Source organism: Krasilnikoviella flava (assembly GCF_900167525.1).
Lineage (GTDB): Bacteria > Actinomycetota > Actinomycetes > Actinomycetales > Cellulomonadaceae > Isoptericola > Isoptericola flavus.
Genome location: NZ_FUZQ01000002.1, coordinates 630,635 through 654,780, shown reverse-complemented (window position 1 = coordinate 654,780; position 24,146 = coordinate 630,635). Strand labels below are relative to the sequence as shown.

The window sequence follows — 24,146 nt, the reverse complement described above, 5'->3', positions numbered from 1 at the left end:
AGCCAACTCTAGTATCGCTGACGTGGTGCCTCCGCCGTCAGCCGTCCCACCTGCCGTACCCCCGCCTCCCTGGCTCCGTGTGCCGGTGGGCACGCGCGTCGTCGTGCGGCGGCGGCTGTCTGCCGAGGAGGCGGCGGAGAGCGGCGCCCGGTGGGCCGACGTCGTGGGGAGCCTCACAGCCGTCGACGACGCCGGGCTGCGCGTGCGCCCCGACCGGACGCCCGGCCTGCCGGAGGTCACCGTGGCCGCCGGCGACGTCGAGGCCGTCAAGCCGATCCCCCCGCGGCGCCCGCGGCGGGGGCGGCCCGGCGAGGACTGAGCGGGCTACCCACTCAGCGCGGCGCGCGGACCCGGACCACGTCGTCGTCGGCGCGCACGACGACGGCGCCCGCGGTGCAGCGCGCGACGAGGTCGTCGACGAGACCGGCCGTCCAGGCGCCGCCGACCGGCAGGTCCTCGTCCGGCCCGCCGGAGCGGGCGCGCGCCCCGGCGCGCAGCTCGCGGACCTCGTCCGCCGCGTGGAAGACGTCGTGCAGCGAGCCGTTGGTCTCCAGGGCGCCGATGACCACCTCGAGGTCGCGCACCGCCTTGCGCAGCGCGGGCGCGACCCACGCCGCGTTCTCCGTGACCATCGCCTCCGTGCGGGCGGGGTCGGTGAGCGCGACCCGGGTGCCGTCGCGGAAGCTGCCCGCCGCGAGGCCGAGGGCCAGGTCACGGACCGGGGCGCCCGCCACCGCGTTGAGGAGCTGGGTGGCCAGCACGTGCGGTACGTGGCTGACCAGGGCCGCCGCCTCGTCGTGCCGGTCGTCGGTCACGACGGCGGCCGTGCCGCCCAACGGACCGGTGACCAGCCGCAGCACCCTCGCCAGCCGCGCCGGCTCGCCGGGCGCGGCCGTGCCCGGCGCGGCCACGGTGACCGCCCACGGCGCACCGTCCAGCAGCGCCGCGTCGGACGCGGCGAAGCCGCTGTGCTCGGTGCCGGCCATGGGGTGGGCCCCCACGTAGCGGTCGGCCAGGCCCGCCGCCCCGACGGCGGCGCGGACGGGCCCCTTGACCGAGCCGACGTCGCTCAGGGTCGCGTCACTGCCGGCCAGCAGCGGCGCGAGCTCGGCGGCCGTGGCGCGCACCGCGCGCAGCGGGACGGCCAGCACCACCAGGTCCGGCTCCGTGGCGCACAGTGCGGCCAGGTCGTCCGTGACGCGCAGCCCGACGGCGCGGGCGTCGGACCGGGCGCCCGGGTGGGTGTCGGTCGCGACGACGTCCGCGCCGCGGGCGGCCAGCAGCCGCGTGAGCGAGCCGCCGACCAGACCCAGGCCGACGACGGCGACCCGCCCCGCGTCCGTCGCACGGCTCACCACAGCAGGCCCCGCGCGAGCGTCGCGTCGTCGTCCTGGCCGAGGACGCTGCCCGTCGGCACGTGGTCGGGCAGCACACCGTCCAGGCCGGGCCCGCCGGGCGCCACGGGGAACGCGCCGAGCACCTTGAGCGAGTCCCCCGCGCCGAGCAGCGCGGCGAACAGGTCGCGCACCTGCGGCTCCCAGGGGGCGCCGTCGAGCGTCACGACGAAGACGTACTGGCGCTCGCGCACCTTCAGCGGCCGCTCCACGAGGCTCGACATGTTGACGCCGCGCTCGGCGAACTCCGCCGTGACGCGCGCCAGCACGCCCGGCCCTGTCACCACCGGGGTCACCGCGAGCATGGTGCGCCACCCGTCGCGGCCGGCACCCGCGGACGCGGTGCGCACCGGCGCCCACGCGGCGACCGCGTCGTCGCGGCGGCTCAGCACGACGAACCGGGTGCGCGCCCCGGTGAAGTCCTCCACCCCGGTCGCGAGGGTCTCCAGCCCGTACAGCTCGCCGCACAGCCGGGGCCCGAAGGCGACCTGGTGGTCGGCCAGGTCGCGGCACGCCGCGGCGTTCGACGACGCCGGCACGGGCAGCAGGTGGCGCTCGGCGACGAACCGCGTGCACTGCGCCAGGCCGTGCGGGTGGGCCGTCGCCTCCCGCAGTCCCGCGGCGCCTGCACCGTCGGCGTGCCCCGGGCGGACGAACGCGTCGAACGAGATGTCGAGCACCACCTCGTCGACCGCCACGACGTCGGGGCTGCCGACCAGCGCGTCGAGCGACGGCACGACGTAGCCCTCGACGGAGCTCTCGATCGCCACCACCCCGCGGTCCGCGGCACCCGACGCGACGGCGTCGTGCACGTCCCGGACCGTGGCCAGGGGCGCCTGCTCCACGTCGGGAGGGCTGCCGGCGTCACGTGCCCACCGGCGCACGGCCTCGTGGGTGAACGTGCCTTCCGGCCCGAGGTACGCGATCTTCATGCCGTCGTCCTCATCCCCTCGCCCTCACGCACCGGCCGGGCGGTCGGCCCACCGCGGCGCCAGCGGCACGGGGCCCGGCACGAAGCCGGCGCCGGGCAGCACCGCGAGCGTGCGGTGCGCGACGCCGCGCCCGTCGAGCTCGGCCACGAGCCCGTCCAGCACGTCGACCGACGGGCAGCGGAACGACGTGAAGAACACGTGCGGCCCACCGGCGGACGGGTGGCTGCGCAGGTGCTGCAGGTCCACGCCCGCCGCCGAGAGCACGGCCAGCGTGTGCTGCAGCGACCCACGGTGGTCGTCCGACGGCCCGACGGCGAGCCACACCTGCGCGGGCGCGTCGAACCGCGGCCAGGCGGCGCGTGCCTCCAACAGCCCGTACCAGACCGGCAGCCGGCCGGCGAGGCGCCCGCTGCCGGGGACCTCGACCCACCCGGCGGGCACCCGGGACCGCTCGACCACGATCGAGCCCGCCTGGCCCGCCAGCGCGACGCGCTCGTCGACCGACGTCCGCGTCGGGACGAGCCGAGGGCTCACGCCCATGCCGCGCAGCAGGTCCTGGCAGTCCCGCATGCCCGCCTCGTCGATGACCACCTGGCCGCCCGAGGCGCCCGGCGGGGCCACCCACACCCACTGCGGCGCGACGGCGACGGCCGCGGTGACGATGAGCGACGGATCGCCGGCGAGCAGCGCCTCCTCGAGCGCCGGTGACGGCTGCTCCGGGTGACCCAGGTGCACCACCGCCGCGAGGTCGTCGATCGTCGCGACGGTGGCGAGCGTGTCCGACGTCGTGCCGAGGTCCAGCAGCTCGGTCGACTCGTCCGCCACGGCCGTGGCCACCGCCGAACTGGCGGCGACGCCCGACCACCCCGCGTCGTGGGCCGCCTGCGCGGCGTGCGCCGGGGACTCGCGTTCCGAGCGTCCGAGCATCAGTCCTCCTTGGCCTTCCCGTCGTCGCCGGCGTCGTCGTCGCCGGCGTCCTTGGGCTGGCGTTCGTCGTCGCGGTCGGCCTTCGGCTGGTCGCACACGACGGGGTTGTCCGGCTTGTAGGTCCAGGTCTTCGACTCGTCCTTGACCTGCTTGCCGTCGTGGGAGACCTGGCGGTAGTTGGTGATCGTGAACCCGTCGCTGCCGCCGGGGTACGCCACGCAGTCGCCCCCCGTCTTGTGCACCGCCGTGGCCGGGACCACGTTCTGCTTGTCGCCGGCACGCGTCTCGACGTCGTAGTAGTCGGTCGACCAGACCTGGACGTGCAGCCGCCCGCCCGAGACCCACGACTGCAGCACGGCGCCGTACGGGGTGTCGTTGGTGAACTTCATGTCGATGGCGCCCACGTAGATGGTCGCCTCGCGCCCCGCCGGGTACCGGTCGAACCAGTAGCTGTGCGGCTGGTGCCCGGCGTCGTCGAACCCGGCGAAGTACCCGGCGTTGTACGTGGTGGTGGCCATCTGCGACAGGCCGCCACCCACGGCGTCCGTGTGCACGCCGTTGCTCACGACCCCCGCCGCGACGAAGCCGTTCGACTCGTCGATCGGCGACAGGGTGTCGAGCAGCGAGAACGTCTCCCCCGGCGCCACGAGGGTGCCGGTGACGAGCTGCGCGCCGCGCTCGAGGTTCCTGGTGCGGATCGGCTCGCTCGTCAGCGGGGTCGAGAACTCCGAGACGACCTCCTTGACCCCCATGTCCTCGAGGGCCTCCTTGGTGCGCTCCGGCTCGCGCTCGACCAGCTTCAGCTCTGTCGAACGGTCGTCCGCGGAGAGCGCGGCGTCGCCGACCGCCGCCGCCGTGTCGTCCGGGTCGAGGGTCGTGCCCTGCTCCCCACCCTCCACGACCGGCTTGCCGCCGGAGAAGACGAAGTGCGCGTCGTCCGGCTCGGTGAGGAGGTCGTCGGTGTCGTCCACCACGTCGGAGACCAGCTTCTCGCCGTCGAACCGCACCTTGAGCTCGCCGTCGGCGTTCTTGAAGGACGTCGCCTTGGCGAGGGCCCTCGGCGTCAGCTCCGCGGACTGCTCGCCGACGTCCACCGTGACGGGGGCGCTCACCACCTGCTCGGCCTGCTCCAGCGCGGCGTCGGTCTCCGCCTGCGTGACCGCCGGCTCCACGACCTCGGTCGGCAGGTCGACCGGGCCCGTGGTGACGAGCCAGGCCGCCGCCACGGTGTCCACCGCGTCGTCCACCAGCACGCTGGAGCCCTCGACGGCCTCGGTGGCCACGGCCTTGCCGCCCTTGAACCCGACCGTGCCGTCCACCGGCTCGACCTGGAGCGACTCCTCCAGGCCGGAGACCGCCTCCGTGAGGGTCGGGCGCGAGACGTCGACGACGGGCGGCACCTCGTCGCCACCCACCAGGTGCTCCCACAGGTGCGCCGGGTTCAGGGAGAACCCGGTCAGCCCGTCGACCGTCGCCTGCGCGTCGAACGACAGTCCGGCCTCGGCCGGGTCGATCGTGCTGGAGGCCTCGCCCGCCTGCACGGCGACCGGCTCGGTCGCGCGCGGCCCCAGACCGTCGTCGAGCGCCGCGACGGCGGGCCCGGCGTCCATCCCGCCGATCTCGACGCCCGCGACGCTCGTGCCCTTCGGCACCGTGCCCGCGACGGCCCACTGCGCGCCCGCGTACAGGCCCGCGACGACGACGAGCCCGACGCCGGCCCACAGCGCGACCTTCGGCGCGCGGCTGGGAGCGCCGTCCCCGGCCAGCCCGTCCAGCGGCGAGCCAGGCTCCGCGGGCGGCGGCACGACGGGATCGACGAGGGGCGCCTCGCCGGGCGCGCCGAAGGGCGCACCGTTGGGCGCCGACGCCACCACGGCGGGCAGCGCCTGCGTCGCCGGCCCCGACGACGGCGCCGGCACCGTGGCGATGACGCGCTGCTCGTACAGCCGCACCCGCGGCTCGTAGGGCACGTCCGGCTCGTCGGCCGGGTCCGCAGGCTCGGCCGACGGCTGCTGCGCGCTCGCTCCGGCGGTCGCGTCGGCGGTCACCTGCTCGGCGGTGTCCGGCCCGGCCGTCGCGTCGGCCTCGGGGCGCGCGGGCTCGGCGGCGGACCCGGTGGGGTCCGGATCGCGCTCGGTCGGGTGACCCATGCATGCTCCGTCAGGGGTGGTGGGTGCGGGGACGACGCCCCGGAAGGACAGGTGACGCGGGGCGGACCCGCCTGGGGGATCCTACTCGGGCGGCACCGGCCGGCTCCGCGCAAGTCCGGGTGAAAGCGCCATATCGGACGGCGGTTCGCACAGGTTCGTCACGCAGGGCCCGGCAGCGGGCACGGGACGCTCACAGACGCCCGCCGGGAGCGCCCTCAGCGCGGCCGGTCGCTGAACCACGACCGGGGCAGGAACGCCGCGACCAGGAACATCGCGAGGCCGCCGTAGGTCCACACCAGGCCCACGGGCTGCGCGGGCACCAGCACGTCCCCGCCCGGGCCCGCGACGGCCAGCACCTGCACCGCCACCACCCACCCGGCACCGGCCGCCAGCAGCGGGCCCATGCCCGACCACGCGCGGCAGAGCACCGCCGTGGACAGCGTGATCGCGAGCGCCAGGACGATGCCGACCGGAAGGTCCTGCCACTGCGTGCGGTGCGCGACCGTGCCGAGGACGCCGACGACGGCCCCGAGCGCGACGGCGAGCACCGTGCGCACGGCGGAGCGCCACCACCGGCCGCCACCGGCCGGGGCGGTGGGGGCCGAGGAGGAGGTCGCGTGCTCGGGCATGGTCATCGCGGCGAGCCTACCGGCGCGCCTCGGGGCGGGGCACGACGGGCCGTGACACGAGATAGTGCTCGCGCGCCAGGACGGGGGCGAGCACCTCGTTGCTCAGGGCGTACCAGCCGAGCAGCTCCTCGCCCCCGGACGCCGCCGACGCCCGGGTCGCGTGCTGCACCTGGGTGGCGTGCGCCCCCATCGCGGCGAGCACCCGGTCGAGCACCGGCGCGACGTCGACCGTCCGGACGGCGACGTCGGCCGGGTCGTCGCCGGCCAGCGCGGCGTCGTGCGTCGCGAGCGGGGGAAGCGGCTCGTCCGCGTCCGGGAACGTCAGCCCGGCGCGGGCGGCGAGGGCCGCAGCCTCGGGTGCGGCGGCCAGCGCGCGGCGGCCGGCGCGCAGCGCGGCCGAGGGCGCCACCGCCTGCCAGAGCTCGGCCCCGCCCCAGGGCTCGCCCGGCAGCGGTGCGCCGGGGTCCGCGGCGAGGCTCAGGGCCCGCACCACGACGCCGTGCACGCGCACGTGGTCCGGGTGCCCGTACCCGCCCCGCTCCTCGTAGGTCGCGACGACGGCGGGGCGCAGGGTGCGCACCAGCGCCGCCAGGCGCGCCGCGGCGTCCTCGAGCGGGACGCGCGCGAACGCCGTCGTCGGGGCGTCGTCCGCCGGACCGGCGATCCCCGGCGCGACCCACGCCATCCCGGAGTCCTCGAACCGCGGCCCTGTGTCCGCGCCCGGCACGCCGACCGTGTCGAGGAAGGCGTGACCGACGACGCCCGGGGAGCCGCCGAGCGCCGCCACGGCCGCCGCCAGCTCCGTCTCGCGGTGCGCGGCGAGCGCGGGGCCGTCGCCCTCGAGGCGTGCGAGCCCCGTGGGGTGCGACGGCGTGTCGATGACCTCGCCGCGCTCGCCGCGCGTGCAGGTCACCACGGTGACCGGCCGCCCGGCGGCCGCCCTCGAGGCGAGCAGCGCACCCGTCGCGAGCGTCTCGTCGTCCGGGTGCGCGTGCACCGCGAGCAACCCGTCGGCGAGCCCCGGCGACGCGGGTCGGGTCACGGTCCGGCGACCTCAGCCGCGCTTGGCCCGCGCCACCGTCCGGGCGCGCGACGTGGCGTCGAGCTCGACCTTGCGGATCCGCACGACCTGCGGCGTCACCTCGACGCACTCGTCCTCGCGCGCGAACTCGAGGGACTCCTCGAGCGTCAGGTGCTTCGGCGGCGTGAGGTTCTCGAACGTGTCGCTCGAGGCGGCACGCATGTTCGTCAGCTTCTTCTCCTTGGTGATGTTGACGTCCATGTCCTCGTTGCGCGCGTTCTCGCCGACGATCATGCCCTCGTAGACCTCCTGCGTGGGGTCGACGAAGAAGGTGCCGCGCTCCTGCAGGTTGATCATCGCGAACGGTGTCACGACACCGGCACGGTCCGCGACGAGCGAACCGTTGATGCGGGTCTCGATGGGGCCGTGCCACGGCTCGTACCCCTCGGAGATGGACGCCGCGATCCCCGTGCCGCGCGTGTCCGTGAGGAAGCGCGTGCGGAAGCCGATGAGCCCGCGCGCCGGGACCATGAACTCCATGCGCACCCAGCCGGTGCCGTGGTTGCTCATCGTCTCCATGCGGCCCTTGCGCTGGGCGAGGAGCTGCGTGACGGCGCCGAGGTACTCCTCCGGCACGTCGATGGTCATGCGCTCCATCGGCTCGTGGCGCTTGCCGTCGACCTGCTTGGTGACGACCTGCGGCTTGCCGACCGTGAGCTCGAAGCCCTCGCGGCGCATCTGCTCGACGAGGATCGCGAGGGCCAGCTCGCCACGGCCCTGCACCTCCCACGCGTCCGGGCGCTCGGTCGGGAGCACCTTGAGCGACACGTTGCCGATGAGCTCCGCGTCGAGGCGGTCCTTGACCTGGCGCGCGGTGACCTTGTGGCCCTTGCCGCCCTTGCCGGCCAGCGGCGAGGTGTTGATGCCGACGGTCATCGAGATCGCCGGGTCGTCCACCGTGATGAGCGGCAGCGGGCGCGGGTCGTCGACGTCCGTGAGGGTCTCGCCGATCATGATGTCCGCGATGCCCGCGACCGCGACGATCTCGCCGGGGCCGGCGGACTCGGTCGGGACGCGGTCGAGGGCCTTCGTCTCGAGCAGCTCGGTGATCCGGACGCTGGACAGCGTGCCGTCGTGGCGGGCCCAGGCGACCGTCTGCCCCTTGCGGAGCGTCCCGTTGAAGATGCGCAGCAGCGCGAGGCGGCCGAGGAACGGCGACGCGTCGAGGTTGGTGACGTGGGCCTGCAGCGGCATGTCCGGCTCGTAGGTCGGCGCCGGGATCTTCTGGAGGATCGTGCCGAACAGCGGCTCGAGGTCCTCGTTCGCGGGCAGCGCCCCGTCGGCGGGCTGGTCGATCGACGCCCGGCCGGCCTTGGCCGAGGCGTACACGACCGGCACGTCGAGGATGGCGTCCAGGTCGAGGTCGGGCACCTCGTCGGACAGGTCGCTCGCGAGGCCGAGCAGCAGGTCGGTGGTCTCCCCCACGACCTCGGTGATCCGGGCGTCGGGACGGTCGACCTTGTTCACGACGACGATCACGGGCAGCTTCGCGGCCAGCGCCTTGCGCAGCACGAAGCGCGTCTGGGGCAGCGGCCCCTCGGACGCGTCGACGAGCAGCACGACGCCGTCCACCATCGACAGGCCGCGCTCGACCTCGCCACCGAAGTCGGCGTGGCCCGGGGTGTCGATGACATTGATGGTGATGCCGTCGGGCTCACCGGACTCCGCCGCCGACGGGCCGGCGTACCGGACCGCGGTGTTCTTGGCGAGGATCGTGATGCCCTTCTCGCGCTCCAGGTCGCCGGAATCCATCACGCGGTCGTCCACGTGCTGGTGCGCGGAGAACGCGCCTGCCTGGCGCAGCATGGCGTCCACGAGGGTCGTCTTGCCGTGGTCGACGTGGGCGACGATCGCCACGTTGCGCAGGTCGGAGCGCACAGACATCTACGGGTCTCATTTCCTGGGGAGGGGGGCGGCCCGTCAATCGGGCCGCTTCTATCTTACCTGCCCCGGTCCAGGCTCCTCGTCCGCGCCCGAATCGGGCCCCGGACCGGGCGGCCCCTTGGCCTCCCGGCGTCGCGGCACGCGCAGCCGCAGGGCGCCCGGCGCGGGCGGCAGCACGTTCTCCCACCGGCCCGCCAGCGTGGTCGCCACCCGCTCCGTGACGTGCTCCGTCAGCTGCTGTCGCGCCGCCCGCCGCTCCGCACGCACGATCTCGCGGTGCTCCGCGCTGAGCTCCTTGACGATCGAGACCGCCATCCCGACGAGCACCACGGAGAAGGGCAGGGCGATGAGGATCGCCGCCGTCTGGAGCGCCTGCAGCCCGCCGGCCAGCAGCAGCGCAGCTGCGACGAGCCCCTGGAGCAGCGCCCAGAACAGCCGGCTCCACAGCGGGGGGTTCGGGTTGCCGCCGTTCGCCAGCATGTCGACGACGAACGACCCGGAGTCCGACGACGTGACGAAGAAGATGACCACCAGCACGATGCCGGCGACCGCGAGCCACGTGCCGCCGCCCGGCAGGGTCGCGAAGAGCTGGAACATCGCCGTGTCCGTGTTCACCTCGCCGGTCGCGGGGTCCAGCATGCTGCCGGGCTGCGTCATCTCCTGGTGCAGGCCGGCACCGCCGAACACGCTGAACCAGATCGTCGCGACGGCCATCGGTACCGCGAGCGTGCCGAGCACGAACTCGCGCACGGTGCGGCCGCGCGAGATCCGCGCGATGAAGACGCCCACGAAGGGCGCCCAGGAGATCCACCAGCCCCAGTAGAAGATCGTCCAGCTCGACTCCCACGCCAGTCCCTCGTCCCCGCGGAACGCCAGGGTGTCGAACGTCATCTGGACGACGTTCGCGAAGTAGTACCCGAACGACTGCACCCAGCTGCGCAGGAGGAACAGCGTGGGGCCCAGGACCAGGACGACGGCGAGCACCACGCCCGCGAGCACCATGTTGCCGTTCGACAACCACTTGATGCCCTTCGACAGCCCCGACGCCACGGACATCGCGGCGAGCGCCGTGATCGCGGCGATCAGGCCGATCTCGAGGCCCACGCTGGGCTCCACGACGTCCAGGTAGCCGAGCCCGTGCGCCACCTGCAGCACGCCTAGCCCGAGCGACGTCGCCACGCCGAAGACCGTGCCGATGATCGCCACCACGTCGATGACGTTGCCCAGCCACCCCTTCACCCGGTCGCCGAGCAACGGCTCCAGCGCCCAGCGGATCGACACCGGCCGCCCCTTGCGGTGGATCGCGTACGCCAGCGCGAGGCCGGCCACCACGTAGATCGCCCAGGCGTGGAAGCCCCAGTGCACGTACGTCTGGGAGATCGCCGCCTGGGCGAGCATGGCGTCGTCCCCGGTGACGCCCGGCTTCGGGCTGACGAAGTGGGACAGCGGCTCGGAGACGCCGTAGTAGACCAGCCCGATCCCCATGCCGGTGGCGAACAGCATCGAGAACCACACCGGCAGCTTGAAGTCCGGCTTCTCGTCGTCCGGGCCGAGCACGATGTCGCCGAACCGGCTCAGCCCCATCCAGACGGCGAAGATCACGAACGCCGCCACGAGGAGCACGTAGTACCAGCCGAAGGCGCCGATGACCTCGGTCTGGAGCGTGTTCATCACGGTCGTCGTGGCGTCCGTGGCGAAGACGGCGAACAGCACGAAGAGCACGATGATGCCCGCAGCCGGATAGAAGACCCCGCGAGCCAGCGTGGACGACCGTGACATGCCCCTCACCCTGACGCCGTGCCCCGCCGACGGCAAACGGAGGAACGACGGGGGCCGGCGCGCGACCTCGTCGCGCGCCGGCCCCCGTCGGGGTACGTCCGGGCGTCAGCCCGCGATCGCGGCACCCTCCAGCCCGGCGCCGGGGATGGCGGCGAGCAGGTCGCGGGTGTACTGCTGGCGCGGGTTGTCGAACACCTCGTCGGTGGTGGCCTGCTCGACGACCTTGCCCGTCTGCATCACGACCACCGAGTCGGCGATCTGCCGCACCACCGCGAGGTCGTGCGTGATGAACAGGTACGACAGCCCGAGCTCGTCCTGCAGGTTCCCGAGGAGCTCGAGGATCTGCGCCTGGACGAGCACGTCGAGGGCCGACACGGCCTCGTCGAGCACGATCACCTCGGGCTGGAGCGCGAGCGCCCGCGCGATGGCGATGCGCTGGCGCTGGCCGCCGGAGAGCTCGTTCGGGAAGCGCCGCATCGCCGACTGGGGCAGCGCCACCATGTCGAGGAGCTCGCGGACCCGCTTCTCGCGCTCCTTCTTGCCGCCGACCTTGTGCAGAGCCAGCGGCTCCTCGATCGACCGGAAGATGGAGAACGTCGGATCGAGCGAGCCGTACGGGTTCTGGAACACCGGCTGGATGCGCCGCCGGAAGGCGAACGCCTCCTTGGCGGAGAGCGACGCGATGTCCGTGCCGTCGAACTCGACCACGCCCGACGTCGCGTCGAGCAGACCGAGCACCATGTTGGCCGCCGTGGACTTGCCGGAGCCCGACTCCCCCACCAGCGCGAGCGTGTGCCCGCGCTTGAGGGTGAAGCTCACGTCGTCGACGGCCTTGAAGTCCGTCGACGCCCCCGGCCGGCCGCCACGGATGTTGAAGACCTTGGTGAGGTTCTTCGCCACGACGATGTCCGCCTGCGCCGCCTTGGCCACGCCGGCGCGGGGCACCGTCGCGTCGAGGTCGGGCGCCAGCAGCTCGTCGGACTCCTGACCCTGCTCGTGCGCCACCTGGATGCGGCGGGACGCGAGCGAGGGCGCCGAGGCGACGAGGCGCCGGGTGTACGGGTGCTGCGGGTTCGCGAGGATCTGCCGGGCCGGGCCGGACTCGACCACCCGTCCCTTGAACATCACCACGAGGTGCTCGGCGCGCTCGGCGGCCAGCCCCAGGTCGTGCGTGATGAACAGGACGGCGGTGCCGAGCTCCTGCGTGAGCACCTCGAGGTGGTCGAGGATCTGTCGCTGCACCGTGACGTCGAGGGCCGACGTCGGCTCGTCCGCGATGAGGAGCTTCGGCCGCGAGGCGAGCCCGATCGCGATGAGCGAGCGCTGCCGCATGCCGCCCGAGAACTCGTGCGGGTACTGCCGCGCCCTGCGCTCGGCGTCGGGCAGGCCGGCCTCGGCGAGCAGGCTCGCGACGCGCTCCTTGCGCTCCCGCTTGCCGCCGTCGAAGCCGTTGGCCTTGAGGGCCTCCTCGATCTGCGTGCCGATGCGCCACACCGGGTTGAGGTTGGACATCGGGTCCTGCGGGACCAGGCCGATGTCGCGGCCTCGCATCGCCTCGATCTCGGCGCGGGGCAGGCCCACGATCTCGCGGCCGTCGAACTTGATGCTGCCGCCGGTCACCTTGCCCGTGCCCGGCAGCAGGTCGATCACGGCGTGCGCCGTGGTCGACTTGCCGGAGCCGGACTCGCCGACGATCGCGACGGACTGGCCCGGGTACACGGTGATGTCGGCGCCGCGGACGGCGTGCACCACGCCCTCGGAGGTGGTGAACGACACCTGGAGGTCGCTGATCTCGAGCAGGGGCTTGTCGGTGCCCGCCTCGTAGCTGCGGCCGTCGCCCTCACCGACGGGCAGGTCGCCGTTCGTCACTGGGAACTGTGTCGTCATCGCGTCCGTGCCTTCGGGTCGAGGGCGTCGCGCACGACGTCGCCCATCATGATGAAGCCGAGCACCGTGAGGGCCAGGCCCGCGGCCGGGTAGAAGAGGATCTCCGGGGCCTGGCGGATCGCCCGCTGGGCCTGCGCGATGTCCCCGCCCCACGACACGGTGCTGGGCGGCAGGCCGATGCCGAGGAAGCTCAGCGTCGCCTCCGCGACGATGAACGTGCCCAGCGCGACCGTGGCGTACACGATGATCGGCGCCGACGAGTTGGGCATCACGTGCCTCACCAGGATCCGGCCGCGCCCCATGCCGAGCGAGCGGGCGGCCGTGACGAACTCGTTGTTCTTCACGGACAGCACGGTGCCGCGGGTGATGCGCGCGATCGACGTCCACCCGAAGGAGGCGAGCACCAGGGCCACGGTGAAGCTGGTCCGGTTCGTCGTGATCGACATGATGACGATGGCGGCCAGCACCAGCGGGATCGCGAAGAAGATGTCGGTGATGCGCGACAGGACGACGTCGAACCAGCCGGAGTAGTAGCCGGCGACGGCGCCCATGATCGTCCCGATGATCACGACCATCGCCGTGGACATCACGCCCACGAGCACGGACGCGCGGGCGCCGTAGATGGTCCGCGCGTAGATGTCGCAGCCCTGCTTGTCGAAGCCGAAGGGGTGCCCGGGCTCGGGCCCGGCGAGCGACTTGGCCAGCTCGCAGTCGAACCGCGGGTGGACGGACGTGAACCAGCTCGGGAACGCCGCCACCGTGATGACCAGCAGGATGATCGTGGCCGCGACCCAGAACATCGGGCGGCGGCGCATCTGGAGCCACGCGTCCCGCCACAGGCTGGTGGGTGCCGCGTCCGACTTGACCGCGTCGACGGCTCCCAGGCCGCCCTCGTCGACCTCGGCGGCGAAGTGCTCCTGCCCGGGGCGCGGTCGCCGCCCGCCGGGCACGGTCTCGTAACGGTTCTCAGGCATAACGGATCCTCGGGTCGAGGGCGGCGTAGAGGAGGTCGACGAGCAGGTTCGCCAGGATGTAGACGATGACCAGCACGGTCGTGAGCGAGACGACGGTGACGTTCTCGCCGCGGATGATCGCCTGGTAGAGCGTCCCCCCGACGCCGTTGATGTTGAAGATGCCCTCCGTCACGATGGCGCCGCCCATGAGGTTGCCGAGGTCGGCGCCCAGGAACGTGACGACGGGGATGAGGGAGTTGCGCAGCACGTGGCGGCCGGTGACCTGCGAGCGACGGAGACCCTTGGCCCGCGCGGTCCGGACGTAGTCGGCGCTGAGGTTCTCCGCGACCGAGGTGCGGGTCAGGCGGAGCACGTACGCGAACGACGTCGCTGCCAGCACGATCGCCGGTAGCAGGAGGCTGTAGAAGTTCGGGTCGCGGCCGACGGTCACGGGGAACCAGCCGAGCTTGACGCCCATGACGAACTGCAGCACGAAGCCGATGACGAAGGTCGGCACGGAGATCACCAGCAGGCTGATCACCAGCACGGTGCCGTCGAACCAGCCGCCCTTGCGCATCCCGGCGATGAGGCCGAAGAGGACGCCGAAGACGGCCTCGATGACGAGCGCCATGATCGCGAGCTGGAACGTGACGGGCAGCGCCGCGCCGATGACGTCGATGATCTCCTGACCACGGAAGTCGATGCCGAAGTCGAGCGTGAAGACGCCCTTGAGGAAGAGCAGGTACTGCACGATGAACGGTTCGTTCAGGTTGTACTGCTCGCGAATCTGGGCCTGCACGGCCTCGGGGAGGCCGCGCTCCCCGCCCAGGCCGGCGACGGGGTCTCCGGGCCGCAGGAACACGAGCGCGTAGAGCAGGAGCGTCGCCCCCAGGAACACAGGGATCACCTGTAGGAGCCTGCGTCCGAGATACCAGAGCATGTGTGTTGTCTCCTCGTTCGCCCCGGGGTTCCCAGGGCCACGGGTTCAAGTTACCCGGCCTCGTTGCCAGGACGGTTGCCAGGACAGGATCGGGGGCAGGGCGTGCCTCGTCGGCACACCCCGCCCACCGAACGTGTGATGGCCGGCCGCGAACCTACCGGACGCGACCGGCCATCACCGAATCGGGCGTCAGCCCTGCTTGGTGACCTGGTACAGGATCGGGTCGCTGTCCCAGCCGAAGACGACGTTCTCGACGTCCTCGCTGAAGCCGCCGGTGGCGTTCTGGTACCACAGCGGGATACCCGGCATGTCACCGAAGAGGATGGTCTGGGCCTCCTGGTACGCCTGGATCGCGGCGTCCGGGTCGGTCGCGCCGTTGCCCTCCTTCAGCTTGGCGTCGAACTCCTTGTTCGAGTAGCCCATGTCGTTCGAGCCCGCGCCCGTGCCGTAGATCGGCCCGAGGAAGTTGCTCAGAGCCGGGTAGTCGGCCTGCCAGCCGCCACGGAAGAGACCCTTGATCTGCTCGTTGTCACGGGCGTCGAGGAACTCGTCGAAGGTGGCGTACGGGTCGAACTCGCACCCGATGCCGAGCGCGCTACGGACGTTGTTGCAGACGGCGTCCACCCAGGTCTGGTGGTCGGAGTCGGCGTTCGAGGCGATCTGCAGCGTGAAGTCGCCGCCGACCGGGTCCATGCCCTCGGCCTCGTCCCAGAGGGACTTGGCCTTCTCGGGGTCGTACGTGAGGACCTCGTTGCCCGGGACCTTGTCCGACCAGCCGTCGATGACCGGCGAGGTGAAGTCCTTCGCCGAGGTGCGGGTGCCGTTGTAGATCGTCTCGGTGATCTGGTCACGGTCGATCGCCATGGAGATGGCCTCGCGACGCAGCACGCCCGCGTCGCCCTGGAACTCCTTGACGTACTCCGGGACGTTGACGACCTGGATGACGGCCGAGGCCTGGTTGATCGCGCGGTCGCCCAGCTCGTCCTCGAACGTGGAGAACGCCGACGACGGCACGTTCTTGACGATGTCGAGCTGACCGCCGAGGAGGTCGTTGTACGCCGTGTCCTCCTCGGTGTAGGCGATCAGGTCGGCGCCGCCGTTCTGCGCCTTGCGCTCGCCCTGGTAGTCCGCGTTCGGGCGCAGCTCGATGACCTCGTTGTGCACCCAGTTCTCGACCAGGTACGGGCCGTTGCCGATCGGCTTGTCGGCGAACGCGTCCGGGTTGTCGAAGAACGCCTCGGGGAGCGGCATGAAGGCCGAGTACCCCAGGCGGATCGGGAAGTCCGACTCGGGCTGGCTGAGCTTGACCGTGAACTCGGTGTCGCTGACGACCTTCAGGCCGCTCATCGTCTCCGAGGCGGGCTTCTCGCCCTCCTTCGGGTTGCCGTCCTTGTCCAGCTGGTCCTCGGCGAAGTTCACGTCCGCGAAGCCCTCGACGGGCTCGAAGAAGTAGCTGAGGTTCTGGGCGTTGGGCCCGTAGGCACCGTAGTTCCAGGCGTCGACGTAGCTCTGGGCGGTGACGGGCGTGCCGTCGGTGAACTCCCAGCCGTCCTTGATGGTGATCGTCCAGGTCTCGTTGTCGTCGGACTCGATGGACTCCGCCATGTCGTTCTGCGGCTGGCCATCGGCGTCGTAGTAGACGAGACCGGCGAAGACGTTGGTGATGGCGAGCGAGCCGTTGGTCTCGTTCGTCATCGTGGGGATGAGCGGGTTCTGCGGCTCACCGTTCATCACGGTGATGATCCCGCTGCTCGGGCCGCTCTCGCTGGCCTCGGGGTCGTTGCCCGAGCCGCCACCGCACGCGGACAGCAGCAGGGCCGAGGCGAGGGTGAAGGCCCCGATGCCTGCAAGTCGTCGTCGAGGTGTCACGTGTCCTCCTGAGTTGAGTCGCTCACCGGCGGGAAACGACCCCTCGGTGAGGTGCAGGCGCGTGTGCCCGCGCACTGCACTGTGCGCGGGTGAGCCTAGTCACGGTTCGGGGCCCGGTCATACCCTTGGTCCGGTTTGAGCCCGGAACCGTGACCAATCCGGTATCTGGCCGCAACCTCCGGGGCACCACCGGCATCCTGGCCCGAACGCCGTCAGACCGTCACCAACCGGCCCTCGCGCACCACCAGCACGCGGTCGGCCATGGCCACGAGCTCCGGGTCGTGGGTCGCGACCACGGCCGCCACCCCGCGCGAGTGGACCAGGTCGCGCAGGAGCGCCATGACGCGCGCCGCCGTCGCCGAGTCGAGCTGCCCCGTCGGCTCGTCCGCGAGCAGCACGCGCGGGCGCGCGACCAGTGCTCGCGCCACGCCCACCCGCTGCTGCTGCCCGCCCGACAGCTCCGAGGGCCGCTGCTCGGCGTGGTCCGTGAGACCGACCGCCTCGAGTGCCTCCGCCACCCGGGCGGCTCGCGCGGCGGCGTCGACGCGCGCCAGGCGCAGCGGCACCTCCACGTTCTCGGCGGCCGACAGCACCGGGACCAGCCCGAACGACTGGAACACGAAGCCGATCTCCGTGCGACGCACCGCGTGCAGCTCGTCCTCGCCCAGGCCGCCGAGCTCGCGCTCGACGGCGCCGGGTCCCCCGTCCGCCGCCGGGTCGGCGCCCAGGTGCACCGTGCCCGTCGTCGGCCGGTCCAGCCCGCCCAGCAGGTGCAGCAGCGTCGACTTGCCGGAACCGGACGGCCCGACGACGACGACCAGCTCCCCCGCACCCACCTCGACCGACACGTCCACCAGGGCACGCACCTCGCCCGCGCCGCTGCCGTAGACGCGCGAGACTCCCTCGGCGCGCAGCACCGCCGTCGCCGTGACGCTCATCGCCGCTCCCCCGTCCCGCGCCCACCGTCATGGCCCGGCAGCGCGTCCTGCGACCGGCCGTCCGGGCGCACCTGGACGTGGTCGGGCTCCAGCGCCAGGCGCACGCGGTCGCGCAGGTCCAGGGCGCCGACGAAGTCCTGCGGCAGCTGCAGGCGACCCACCCGGTCGAGCACCGCGAACTCCTCGGCGACGTGCCGTTGCGCCCCGTGCTCGTCGATCTCCGTGCGGCGCAGGACCTCCGTCGACGTGCGGCCGTCGCGGATCTGCACCGTCCGGGCGACGTGCTCCGAGACCGTCGGGTCGTGCGTGACGATCAGCGTCGTCACCCCGGTCGCGGCGTTCACCCCGCGCAGCGCCTCCAGGACCTCGACGCTCGTCGCCTCGTCCAGCTCGCCCGTGGGCTCGTCGGCCAGCAGCACACGAGGCGATCCGGCCACCGCGACCGCGATGGCGACCCGCTGCTGCTGCCCGCCGGACATCTGCCGCGGGACCCGGTCGGCGACGTGCCCGACGTCGAGCAGCTCCAGGAGCTCGGCCACGCGCGCCGCACGCCCGGCCCGCGTCCCCGCGCGCGCGATCTCGAGGGGCACGCGGACGTTCTCGGCCGCCGTCAGGTAGGGCAGCAGGTTCCGTCCCGTCTGCTGCCACACGAACCCGACCGTGGACCGTTGATAGTGCACGCGGTCGCGCCGCGACATCGTCAGCAGGTCCGTGCCCGCGACGACGGCGGAGCCCGCGGTGGGCAGGTCCATGCCGGACAGGATGTTGAGCAGCGTGGACTTGCCGGAGCCGGACGCGCCCACGACCGCGACCAGGTCCCCGCGGTCCACGGCGAGGTCCAGGCCCTGCAGCGCCTGCACCTCGACGCCGTCCGTCGCGAAGATGCGCACCAGCCCGCGGCATCGGATCTCGTCACGCCCCGTCCCGGCGGCGTCCGCCGCAGGCCAGGCCTCCTCCTGGGTCACCACCATCTCGTCACCACCACGTCGTCCCCGGTCGTCCCCGTCGTCGCCCACCTGTCGTCCTCCCTCATTCCGCCGCCTCCCGCAACCGCTCCGGCGTGGCGCCCCGGCGCCCGACGACCGCGGCCAGACCCGCGCCGACCACCACCGTCACGACGAACCCGGCCACCCCCGCGACGACCAGCACCGGGTCGACCGCAAGCGCGGGCTGCGGTCCGCCGCCGGTCAGCGACGTCAGGTCCACGCGAGCGCGCAGCAGGGCCGGCACCGCGGCCCCGACCAGCCCTCCGACGACCAGCGCGCCGAGCGCCCACGGCGCCACCTCCCAGGCGACCAGACCGCGCGTCTCCCCCCGTCGCAGCCCCATCGAGCGCAGCACGGCGAGCAGGCGCTCGCGGTCCGGGGCGGCCAGCACGAGCGTCAGCGCGACGGTGAGCGCGACCAGGCCCCCCGACAGCGCGACGGAGACCCTGGCACCGGTCGCGATCCCCCGCGCGGCCGGCGAGTCGAGCAGCGCGGCGGCCACCGTCGTCCGGTCGTCGACCGTGGCCCGGGGCACCACGGCGCGCAGGGCCGCGGTGACCTGCGCCGGGTCGGCGCCGTCCTCCAGCGCCACCAGGGCCGTGTGCGGTTCGGTCGCCATGTCGAGCGGCCCGGCGAGGATGCCCGCATCGAGCACGACCGTCGCCGGGGCGTCGCTCACGCCCGGCACCTGGTCCGTCGCCCCCGCCACCACGACGTCGGCGGTCTCGTCCTGCAGGTCGAGGACGAGACCTGCCGTCCCCGCCGCGACGTCCGGCACCCGGAGGGCCAGGAGCGGCAGCGCGCCGTCGGCGGCCGGGCGGGCCAGCGCCGCGACTCCGGGCGGCGCCTCGGGCACGCCGTCCTGCACCGTCGCGAGGCCCGCCGCGTCGACGGCCAGCACCTGCACGGGGCGGGAGCGTCCGTCGGGCCCCGTCAGCCGGCCCGTCTCGAGCACCCGGGCAGTCGTCGCCACCCCGGCGACGCCGTCCACCCGGCGCAGCGCCGCCACGTCCTCCGGGGACAGCGCGGGTCCCGACACCCGCAGGTCGGCGCCCAGCTGGACGTGCGCCTGGCGCGCGACGCCGGCGTCCACGGTGGACAGCAGCACGGCCGACGACGCCCCTACGGAGACGGCGAGCACCAGGGCGAGCGCGGGCACGACACCGCCGGCCGGGGCGCGGGTGGCCCGGGCCGCCCCCAGGAACGGCACGAGGTCGCGGCGCCGGGACAGCAGCCGCTCCAGGCCGCGCGCCACCAGCGGGACCACGCGCACGGCGACGAGCGCCGCCGCGACGGCCACGAGCAACGGGGTCGCCGCGACCAGGGGGTCGACCCCGCCGTAGCCGGCCCCGCCCACGACGCCGCGACGCGCCAGGAGCACGACCGCGAGCGCGGCGAGGCCGATCACCGCGAGCTCCGCCGTCCGGCGCCGGCGCCCGCCCGCGCCCGGAGCGAGGTCGCGCCGCTGGCCGCGCAGGGCGCGCGGCACCGTCACGGCGGCGGCCGCCGCGGCCGGCGCCAGCGCCGCCGCGGCGGCCCACACCACCTGCGTCCCCGTCACCGCGCCCGGCCGGACCAGCAGGCCGAGGAGCACGCCGACGACGGCCGCGGGCAGGGTGACGACGAGTCCCTCGGCCGCCGTGAGCATCCGCAGCCGGGTCCCGGTCGCGCCGCGGGCGAGCAGCACCGCGAGCGCCGACCGGCGCCGCTCGACGACGAGCCGCGCGGCCAGCACCATGACCGCGCCGAGCGCCCCGAGCGGTCCGACGACGAGCACCGCGAGGACCGCGTCGGTCGTCACGCGCTCGCGCATCAGCCCGTCGAGCACGTCCGAGAGGCTGGTGCGCCCCTGGAGCGTCACCGGGTCGCCCGGGAGCACGTCGAGCGTCTCGTGCGTGAGGCCACGGACCTGGTCGGCGAGGGCGGCGACCTCGTCGGACTCGATGCCCTCGACGGCGACGGGGTACCAGAGCTCCGTCTTCGCCCCCCGGAAGGCGAGGGAGCCGATCATCGCGGGGTAGACGTACACGGCGGCCGTCGCGATCGTGGCGCCGCTCGGGGTGGTACCCAGCTGGGCGTCGCGCCCGAACGGCTGGTGGTACCAGGCGCTCGCGTCCGGGTCGACGGGCTCGGTGAGCCCGACCACGCGCAGCGGGGGGAACTTCCACACGTCCACGGCGTACGTGCCGCCCAGCTCCCACCCGAGCGTCTCGGCGGCCGAGCGGGACAGGACGACCTGCACGGGCTCGTCGCCCTCGGGACCGTTGAAGCCGGTGAGGACCGGCGTCGCGACGGGCCACTCGCCCTCGACCAGCCGCAGGTCCTCCGTCATCCGCGCCGTCGCCCGCATCACGACCTGCGGGATCTGGATGCCGGAACCGGGCACCTGCTCGGTCGTGGTCTCCCTCGAGGAGACGGCGAACGACGGCTCGCCGAGCACGTCGCGCAGCGGCTGCGGCCGGTCGTCGCGCAGCCTCACCATGCCGTCGAGGAACTCGGCCCACCGGGGCTCCGGCGGGACGGTCGGTGCGGTCGCCGGCTCGGTCGGTGCGGCGTCCGTCGCCGACACGCCCCCGCCGGGCACCACCGCCGCGCGGGAGGAGACGTCCCGACGCTGGGGCGACAGCTGCTCGGTGGCGTAGGTGACCTGCTCCGAGCGCATCTCGGCGATCGCCCGCGTGGCAGCGGTCGCGGCCCCGGCCGCGAGCACGGTCACCAGGGCGAGGACGAGCGCGGTTCCCCACGCGGTGCGCAGGTGCCGGCGCAGCAGCAGCCAGAGCATCAGCGAACCTCCTCCCGATAGGAGCCCTCGCGAGCCTGCGCGGTCACGGCGGCCCGCACCGCGAGCACGACGGCCGCCAGCCCCACGGCCAGCAGGAGGCCGGGCGCGAGGCCCGCCCACGGGGCGAACGCGGTGACCGCCGTCGGGACGACGGCGAACCCGGTGAGCGTGGCCGCCGCCAGACCCGGGGCGACCGCGGCCGCCAGCCCCCACCCCGCCAGGAGCCCGGTGACGAGCGCGGCGCCGGCGACCACGACCAGCTCCAGCGCGCGGCTCGTCCCCTGCGCCCGCGGGGGCACACCGACGGCGCGCAGCACCGCGACCTCGCCGCGCCGCTCGCGCACCGTCGCGACGCTCACGGCCCCCACTCCCACGAGCGCGAGCAGCACGGAGGCGAGCGCGGCGACGCCGAACGCCTGGCGCACCGGCCCCGCGGCGTCGACGCTCCCCGTCCCGGACGACGTCGTCACCCGGGCCGGTTCCCGGCCCGCGGCCTGAGCGACAGCCTGGTCGGCTTCCGTGGCCAGCCGGTCGACGCCGGCCGGGCCCGCGTCCGGGGCCGCGCGCACCCACATCTCCTCGGCGCCGGGGACGACCGTGGACAGACGCAGGGACGCCGCCTGCAGCTCGCCGAGCCCGACCATCGCGGCCTCCGGGTGCCGCGAGCCCGGCACGACGTCCACGACGTCGACCACCCGCACCGACAGCGGCGGGCCCGCGTCCAACGGGAGGTCCGTCGACCCGCCCGTCGTGACGTCGAGCATGGCCGCCAGGTCCCGGGACAGGACGGCGGGGAGGTCGTCGCGCCCGGTGCCTGCCACCATGACGCGGAACGGCGCGGGCATCGCGTCGTACTCGACCTGGGTCGCGAGGCTCAGCCCCGTGCCCTGACGGGCATCGAAGACCGCGTCCGCCGCGGGGTCGTCGCGGGCGGGCGTCCAGTCGACGCCCCCGACGTCCACCGCCGACGTCGCGCCGTCGTCCGTGGTGGCGTCCATCCCGTCCACGGCGAGCCGCAGCGTCGTGACCCGTCCGGGCGAACCGGGCAGGCGGGTGTCCAGGGCGACGACGGTCCAGGCGCCCGGCGCGCCGTCGGCCGCGCGGGGGGCCGGCGGCACGTCGGCCCGGAGCCCGACCGAGCCCTCGTCCGGCCCGATCGGGCGCGCCTCGGCGGTGCCGCCGTCGGGCCCGCCGTCGAGGTCGACGTCGAGGTCCTCGACGTCGACGCCGACCAGCTGCCCGTCCGGGTCGGCGAGCCAGAGCGTGAGCCCGATCGTCGAGCCCTCGAGCGCCAGGAGCCTCGCCCGATCGGACGGCGTCGGCGCGGCCGCCTCCTCGAGGGACGCCCAGGAGGCGGGCGCGCCGGCCACCCCGGCCGCGACGCTCTCGTCGACCACGTAGTACTGCCCGGTGGCGTGCAGCGCGAGGCCGGTGGTGCCGGCCGGCAGCCGGGGGTTGTCGGCGTACGGCCCGGGACCGCGCAGCGCCCCCGCGATCTCGTCGACCCCCTGGGGGCCCGCGGGTCCCCGCGCCACCGGGGCGATCCGGTCGGTGGGGATCCCGGTCGTGGACACGGCGACGCCGTCCACCGTGCCCTCGGCCACCCGCACGGGCGCCGCGGCGGCCGCCCCCGGCAGCGCCTCGTACGCGGCGGCGGGCCCGGGCGAGGCGCCCGGCACGACGACGCGCACGTCGCCGCCCGCGGCAACGTGCGCCGTCGTCGCGCGGAGCCCCTGCCCCGTCCCGGCGTAGGCCGACGCGAGCACCACGCTCCCCGCGGCGACCACCACCAGGACCACGGGCACGGCGGTGACGGCCAGCCGGCGGGACACCTGCCGCGCCGCGAGGACCCGTGTGCCGGAGCGCCGGGCGGCTGTCGCCGCCCAGGCGCGCGTCAGGGGGCCGAGCAGCGCCACCGCGACGGCGGCCGCGGCCGCGAGCACGAGGGCGGGAGCCGCGGCGGCCGCCGGGTCCGTCTGGCCGCCGTCGGGCGTCGGGACCAGCGGGGAGCCGTACCGGCGCAGCAGCCACAAGGCGACCCCGGCCGCGACGAGCACCAGCACGACGGTGCCCCAGGTGGCGGCCCGCCGGGCGCGGCCGGCCGTGTCCGCGAGCCGCAGGGCCGCCGCGGCGCGGGCCTGCATGCCCTCGACGGCCACGAGCACCAGGAGGGCGACCGCCGCCGTCACGCCGGCCGACGGCGCGAGGGCGCCGGTCAGCGAGCTGCCGGGCACCCCCTGCGCCGTGAGCACGGCGGCCGCCGCGCCGACGCCGACGAGCGCCCCGGCCAGGAGGACGACGGCGGCCTCCGCCGCCGCGGCGGCCGTGAGCTGGAGCGGCGACGCGCCGCGCGAGACCAGCAGCCGCACCTCGCCCGCGCGGGTGGCCGCGAGCAGTCGAGCCACCTGCGCGACGGCGACCACGCCCGCCAGCGCGAGCACCAGCATCGGGACGAGCGCGACGGCCGACGACGCGCCGGTCGCCGCGGCGGCGTCCTGCGCGCGCTCCCCCAGGTCGCCCGTCACCTCCGCGCCGCGCACGGCCACGGCGTCGTCGGCGAGCACCGTCTCCAGGAGCGCGTCCGAGCCGGAGGCGAGGAGCTCCAGGTCCGCGGTGTCCGTCGCGGCGACGTCCGGCGTGAGCGTCCAGCGCACGAACGGGTCGTCCGAGTCGTCGTCGGGGATCTCCTCGCGGACCAGGTCGTACGGGGCGGGTGCGAAGAGCGCGTCGACGTGGCCGCGCAGCGCCGCGTCCTGCGCGGCCGCGTCCTGCGGCGGGGCGAGGCGGGTGGTCACGGCGACCACGCCGGGCGCCCCGCCGCGCGTCAGGCCGTCGTGGATGACGCGCGCCTCGGCGGCGTGCACCGTGCCGACGGTCGTGCCCAGCGCCGCCGCGACCGTGGCGACCAGCAGCGCGACGAGGACCAGCAGCCCGCGGTGCGCGCCCGCGCGGCGCACCAGCAGCCGGGCGCGGCTCATCGGACCGTCCTCACGGCGGCGGAGGGAGGGCGCCGGG

17 protein-coding genes are annotated in these 24,146 nt (G+C 74.5%); 1 reads left to right on the top strand and 16 read right to left on the bottom strand.

Annotated features, from left to right (window positions below; translation table 11 throughout):
• The first annotated feature begins 85 nt into the window (after positions 1-85).
• On the top strand, positions 86-319 hold the full coding sequence (locus B5Y66_RS07635) for a putative acetyltransferase (protein ID WP_139820781.1): 234 nt from the start codon (positions 86-88) through the stop codon (positions 317-319).
• 13 nt (positions 320-332) lie between these two features.
• On the opposite strand, the gene B5Y66_RS07630 is transcribed toward B5Y66_RS07635, so the two are convergent.
• From B5Y66_RS07630 to B5Y66_RS07555, 16 genes are all read right to left on the bottom strand, one after another.
• Positions 333-1,355: a prephenate dehydrogenase gene (locus tag B5Y66_RS07630; RefSeq protein ID WP_079573311.1), complete on the bottom strand. Its 1,023-nt coding sequence runs from the start codon at positions 1,353-1,355 to the stop codon at positions 333-335.
• The gene (locus B5Y66_RS07625) at positions 1,352-2,326 is read right to left on the bottom strand and encodes a prephenate dehydratase (protein WP_079573023.1); all 975 of its coding nucleotides are present in this window, start codon (positions 2,324-2,326) and stop codon (positions 1,352-1,354) included. The genes B5Y66_RS07630 and B5Y66_RS07625 overlap by 4 nt, the downstream gene beginning before the upstream one ends.
• A gap of 24 nt (positions 2,327-2,350) precedes the next feature.
• Positions 2,351-3,253 carry an ACT domain-containing protein gene (locus tag B5Y66_RS07620; RefSeq protein ID WP_079573021.1) on the bottom strand — a complete coding sequence of 301 codons (903 nt, stop codon included), beginning with the start codon at positions 3,251-3,253 and terminating at the stop codon, positions 2,351-2,353.
• On the bottom strand, positions 3,253-5,403 hold the full coding sequence (locus B5Y66_RS07615; protein ID WP_079573019.1) for a VanW family protein: 2,151 nt from the start codon (positions 5,401-5,403) through the stop codon (positions 3,253-3,255). Before B5Y66_RS07615 ends, B5Y66_RS07620 begins: the two co-directional genes overlap by 1 nt.
• 215 nt (positions 5,404-5,618) lie before the next feature.
• A complete protein-coding gene (locus B5Y66_RS07610) occupies positions 5,619-6,038 on the bottom strand; it encodes a DUF6113 family protein (RefSeq protein WP_245806973.1) in 420 nt (139 codons plus the stop codon).
• Between the two features lie 10 nt (positions 6,039-6,048).
• Positions 6,049-7,074 carry a PIG-L family deacetylase gene (locus B5Y66_RS07605; RefSeq protein ID WP_079573017.1) on the bottom strand — a complete coding sequence of 342 codons (1,026 nt, stop codon included), beginning with the start codon at positions 7,072-7,074 and terminating at the stop codon, positions 6,049-6,051.
• 12 nt (positions 7,075-7,086) lie between these two features.
• Entirely contained in the window at positions 7,087-8,997 is a 1,911-nt protein-coding gene (typA, locus tag B5Y66_RS07600) for a translational GTPase TypA (RefSeq protein WP_079573015.1), read from the bottom strand.
• 51 nt (positions 8,998-9,048) lie between these two features.
• Complete coding sequence (locus B5Y66_RS07595; protein ID WP_079573013.1) at positions 9,049-10,776, bottom strand: BCCT family transporter; 1,728 nt, start codon at positions 10,774-10,776, stop codon at positions 9,049-9,051.
• A 105-nt stretch (positions 10,777-10,881) separates the two neighbouring features.
• Entirely contained in the window at positions 10,882-12,663 is a 1,782-nt protein-coding gene (locus B5Y66_RS07590; protein WP_079573011.1) for a dipeptide ABC transporter ATP-binding protein, read from the bottom strand.
• Positions 12,660-13,637 (bottom strand): ABC transporter permease, encoded by a 978-nt coding sequence (locus B5Y66_RS07585; RefSeq protein WP_079573010.1) that lies wholly within the window; start codon positions 13,635-13,637, stop codon positions 12,660-12,662. The genes B5Y66_RS07590 and B5Y66_RS07585 overlap by 4 nt, the downstream gene beginning before the upstream one ends.
• Positions 13,630-14,556: an ABC transporter permease gene (locus tag B5Y66_RS07580; RefSeq protein ID WP_079573008.1), complete on the bottom strand. Its 927-nt coding sequence runs from the start codon at positions 14,554-14,556 to the stop codon at positions 13,630-13,632. The genes B5Y66_RS07585 and B5Y66_RS07580 overlap by 8 nt, the downstream gene beginning before the upstream one ends.
• A gap of 189 nt (positions 14,557-14,745) precedes the next feature.
• The gene (locus B5Y66_RS07575) at positions 14,746-16,425 is read right to left on the bottom strand and encodes a peptide ABC transporter substrate-binding protein (RefSeq protein WP_079573007.1); all 1,680 of its coding nucleotides are present in this window, start codon (positions 16,423-16,425) and stop codon (positions 14,746-14,748) included.
• A 212-nt stretch (positions 16,426-16,637) separates the two neighbouring features.
• Positions 16,638-17,363, bottom strand: a complete 726-nt coding sequence (locus tag B5Y66_RS07570; RefSeq protein ID WP_079573005.1) for an ABC transporter ATP-binding protein — start codon at positions 17,361-17,363, stop codon at positions 16,638-16,640.
• Positions 17,360-18,334 (bottom strand): ABC transporter ATP-binding protein, encoded by a 975-nt coding sequence (locus B5Y66_RS07565; protein ID WP_079573307.1) that lies wholly within the window; start codon positions 18,332-18,334, stop codon positions 17,360-17,362. Before B5Y66_RS07565 ends, B5Y66_RS07570 begins: the two co-directional genes overlap by 4 nt.
• A 58-nt stretch (positions 18,335-18,392) precedes the next feature.
• Positions 18,393-21,131 (bottom strand): FtsX-like permease family protein, encoded by a 2,739-nt coding sequence (locus B5Y66_RS23115; RefSeq protein WP_079573003.1) that lies wholly within the window; start codon positions 21,129-21,131, stop codon positions 18,393-18,395.
• Positions 21,131-24,109 carry an ABC transporter permease gene (locus B5Y66_RS07555; RefSeq protein ID WP_079573001.1) on the bottom strand — a complete coding sequence of 993 codons (2,979 nt, stop codon included), beginning with the start codon at positions 24,107-24,109 and terminating at the stop codon, positions 21,131-21,133. The genes B5Y66_RS23115 and B5Y66_RS07555 overlap by 1 nt, the downstream gene beginning before the upstream one ends.
• Between the last annotated feature and the right edge of the window lie 37 nt (positions 24,110-24,146).

Coding starts and splice junctions, on each gene's coding strand:
- B5Y66_RS23115 (WP_079573003.1), bottom strand. CDS start 21,131: ATGCTCTGGCTGCTGCTGCGCCGGCACCTGCGCACCGCGTGGGGAACC.
- B5Y66_RS07615 (WP_079573019.1), bottom strand. CDS start 5,403: ATGGGTCACCCGACCGAGCGCGATCCGGACCCCACCGGGTCCGCCGCC.
- B5Y66_RS07570 (WP_079573005.1), bottom strand. CDS start 17,363: ATGAGCGTCACGGCGACGGCGGTGCTGCGCGCCGAGGGAGTCTCGCGC.
- B5Y66_RS07610 (WP_245806973.1), bottom strand. CDS start 6,038: ATGACCATGCCCGAGCACGCGACCTCCTCCTCGGCCCCCACCGCCCCG.
- B5Y66_RS07595 (WP_079573013.1), bottom strand. CDS start 10,776: ATGTCACGGTCGTCCACGCTGGCTCGCGGGGTCTTCTATCCGGCTGCG.
- typA (WP_079573015.1), bottom strand. CDS start 8,997: ATGTCTGTGCGCTCCGACCTGCGCAACGTGGCGATCGTCGCCCACGTC.
- B5Y66_RS07580 (WP_079573008.1), bottom strand. CDS start 14,556: ATGCTCTGGTATCTCGGACGCAGGCTCCTACAGGTGATCCCTGTGTTC.
- B5Y66_RS07585 (WP_079573010.1), bottom strand. CDS start 13,637: ATGCCTGAGAACCGTTACGAGACCGTGCCCGGCGGGCGGCGACCGCGC.
- B5Y66_RS07625 (WP_079573023.1), bottom strand. CDS start 2,326: ATGAAGATCGCGTACCTCGGGCCGGAAGGCACGTTCACCCACGAGGCC.
- B5Y66_RS07555 (WP_079573001.1), bottom strand. CDS start 24,109: ATGAGCCGCGCCCGGCTGCTGGTGCGCCGCGCGGGCGCGCACCGCGGG.
- B5Y66_RS07620 (WP_079573021.1), bottom strand. CDS start 3,253: ATGCTCGGACGCTCGGAACGCGAGTCCCCGGCGCACGCCGCGCAGGCG.
- B5Y66_RS07565 (WP_079573307.1), bottom strand. CDS start 18,334: ATGGTGGTGACCCAGGAGGAGGCCTGGCCTGCGGCGGACGCCGCCGGG.
- B5Y66_RS07590 (WP_079573011.1), bottom strand. CDS start 12,663: ATGACGACACAGTTCCCAGTGACGAACGGCGACCTGCCCGTCGGTGAG.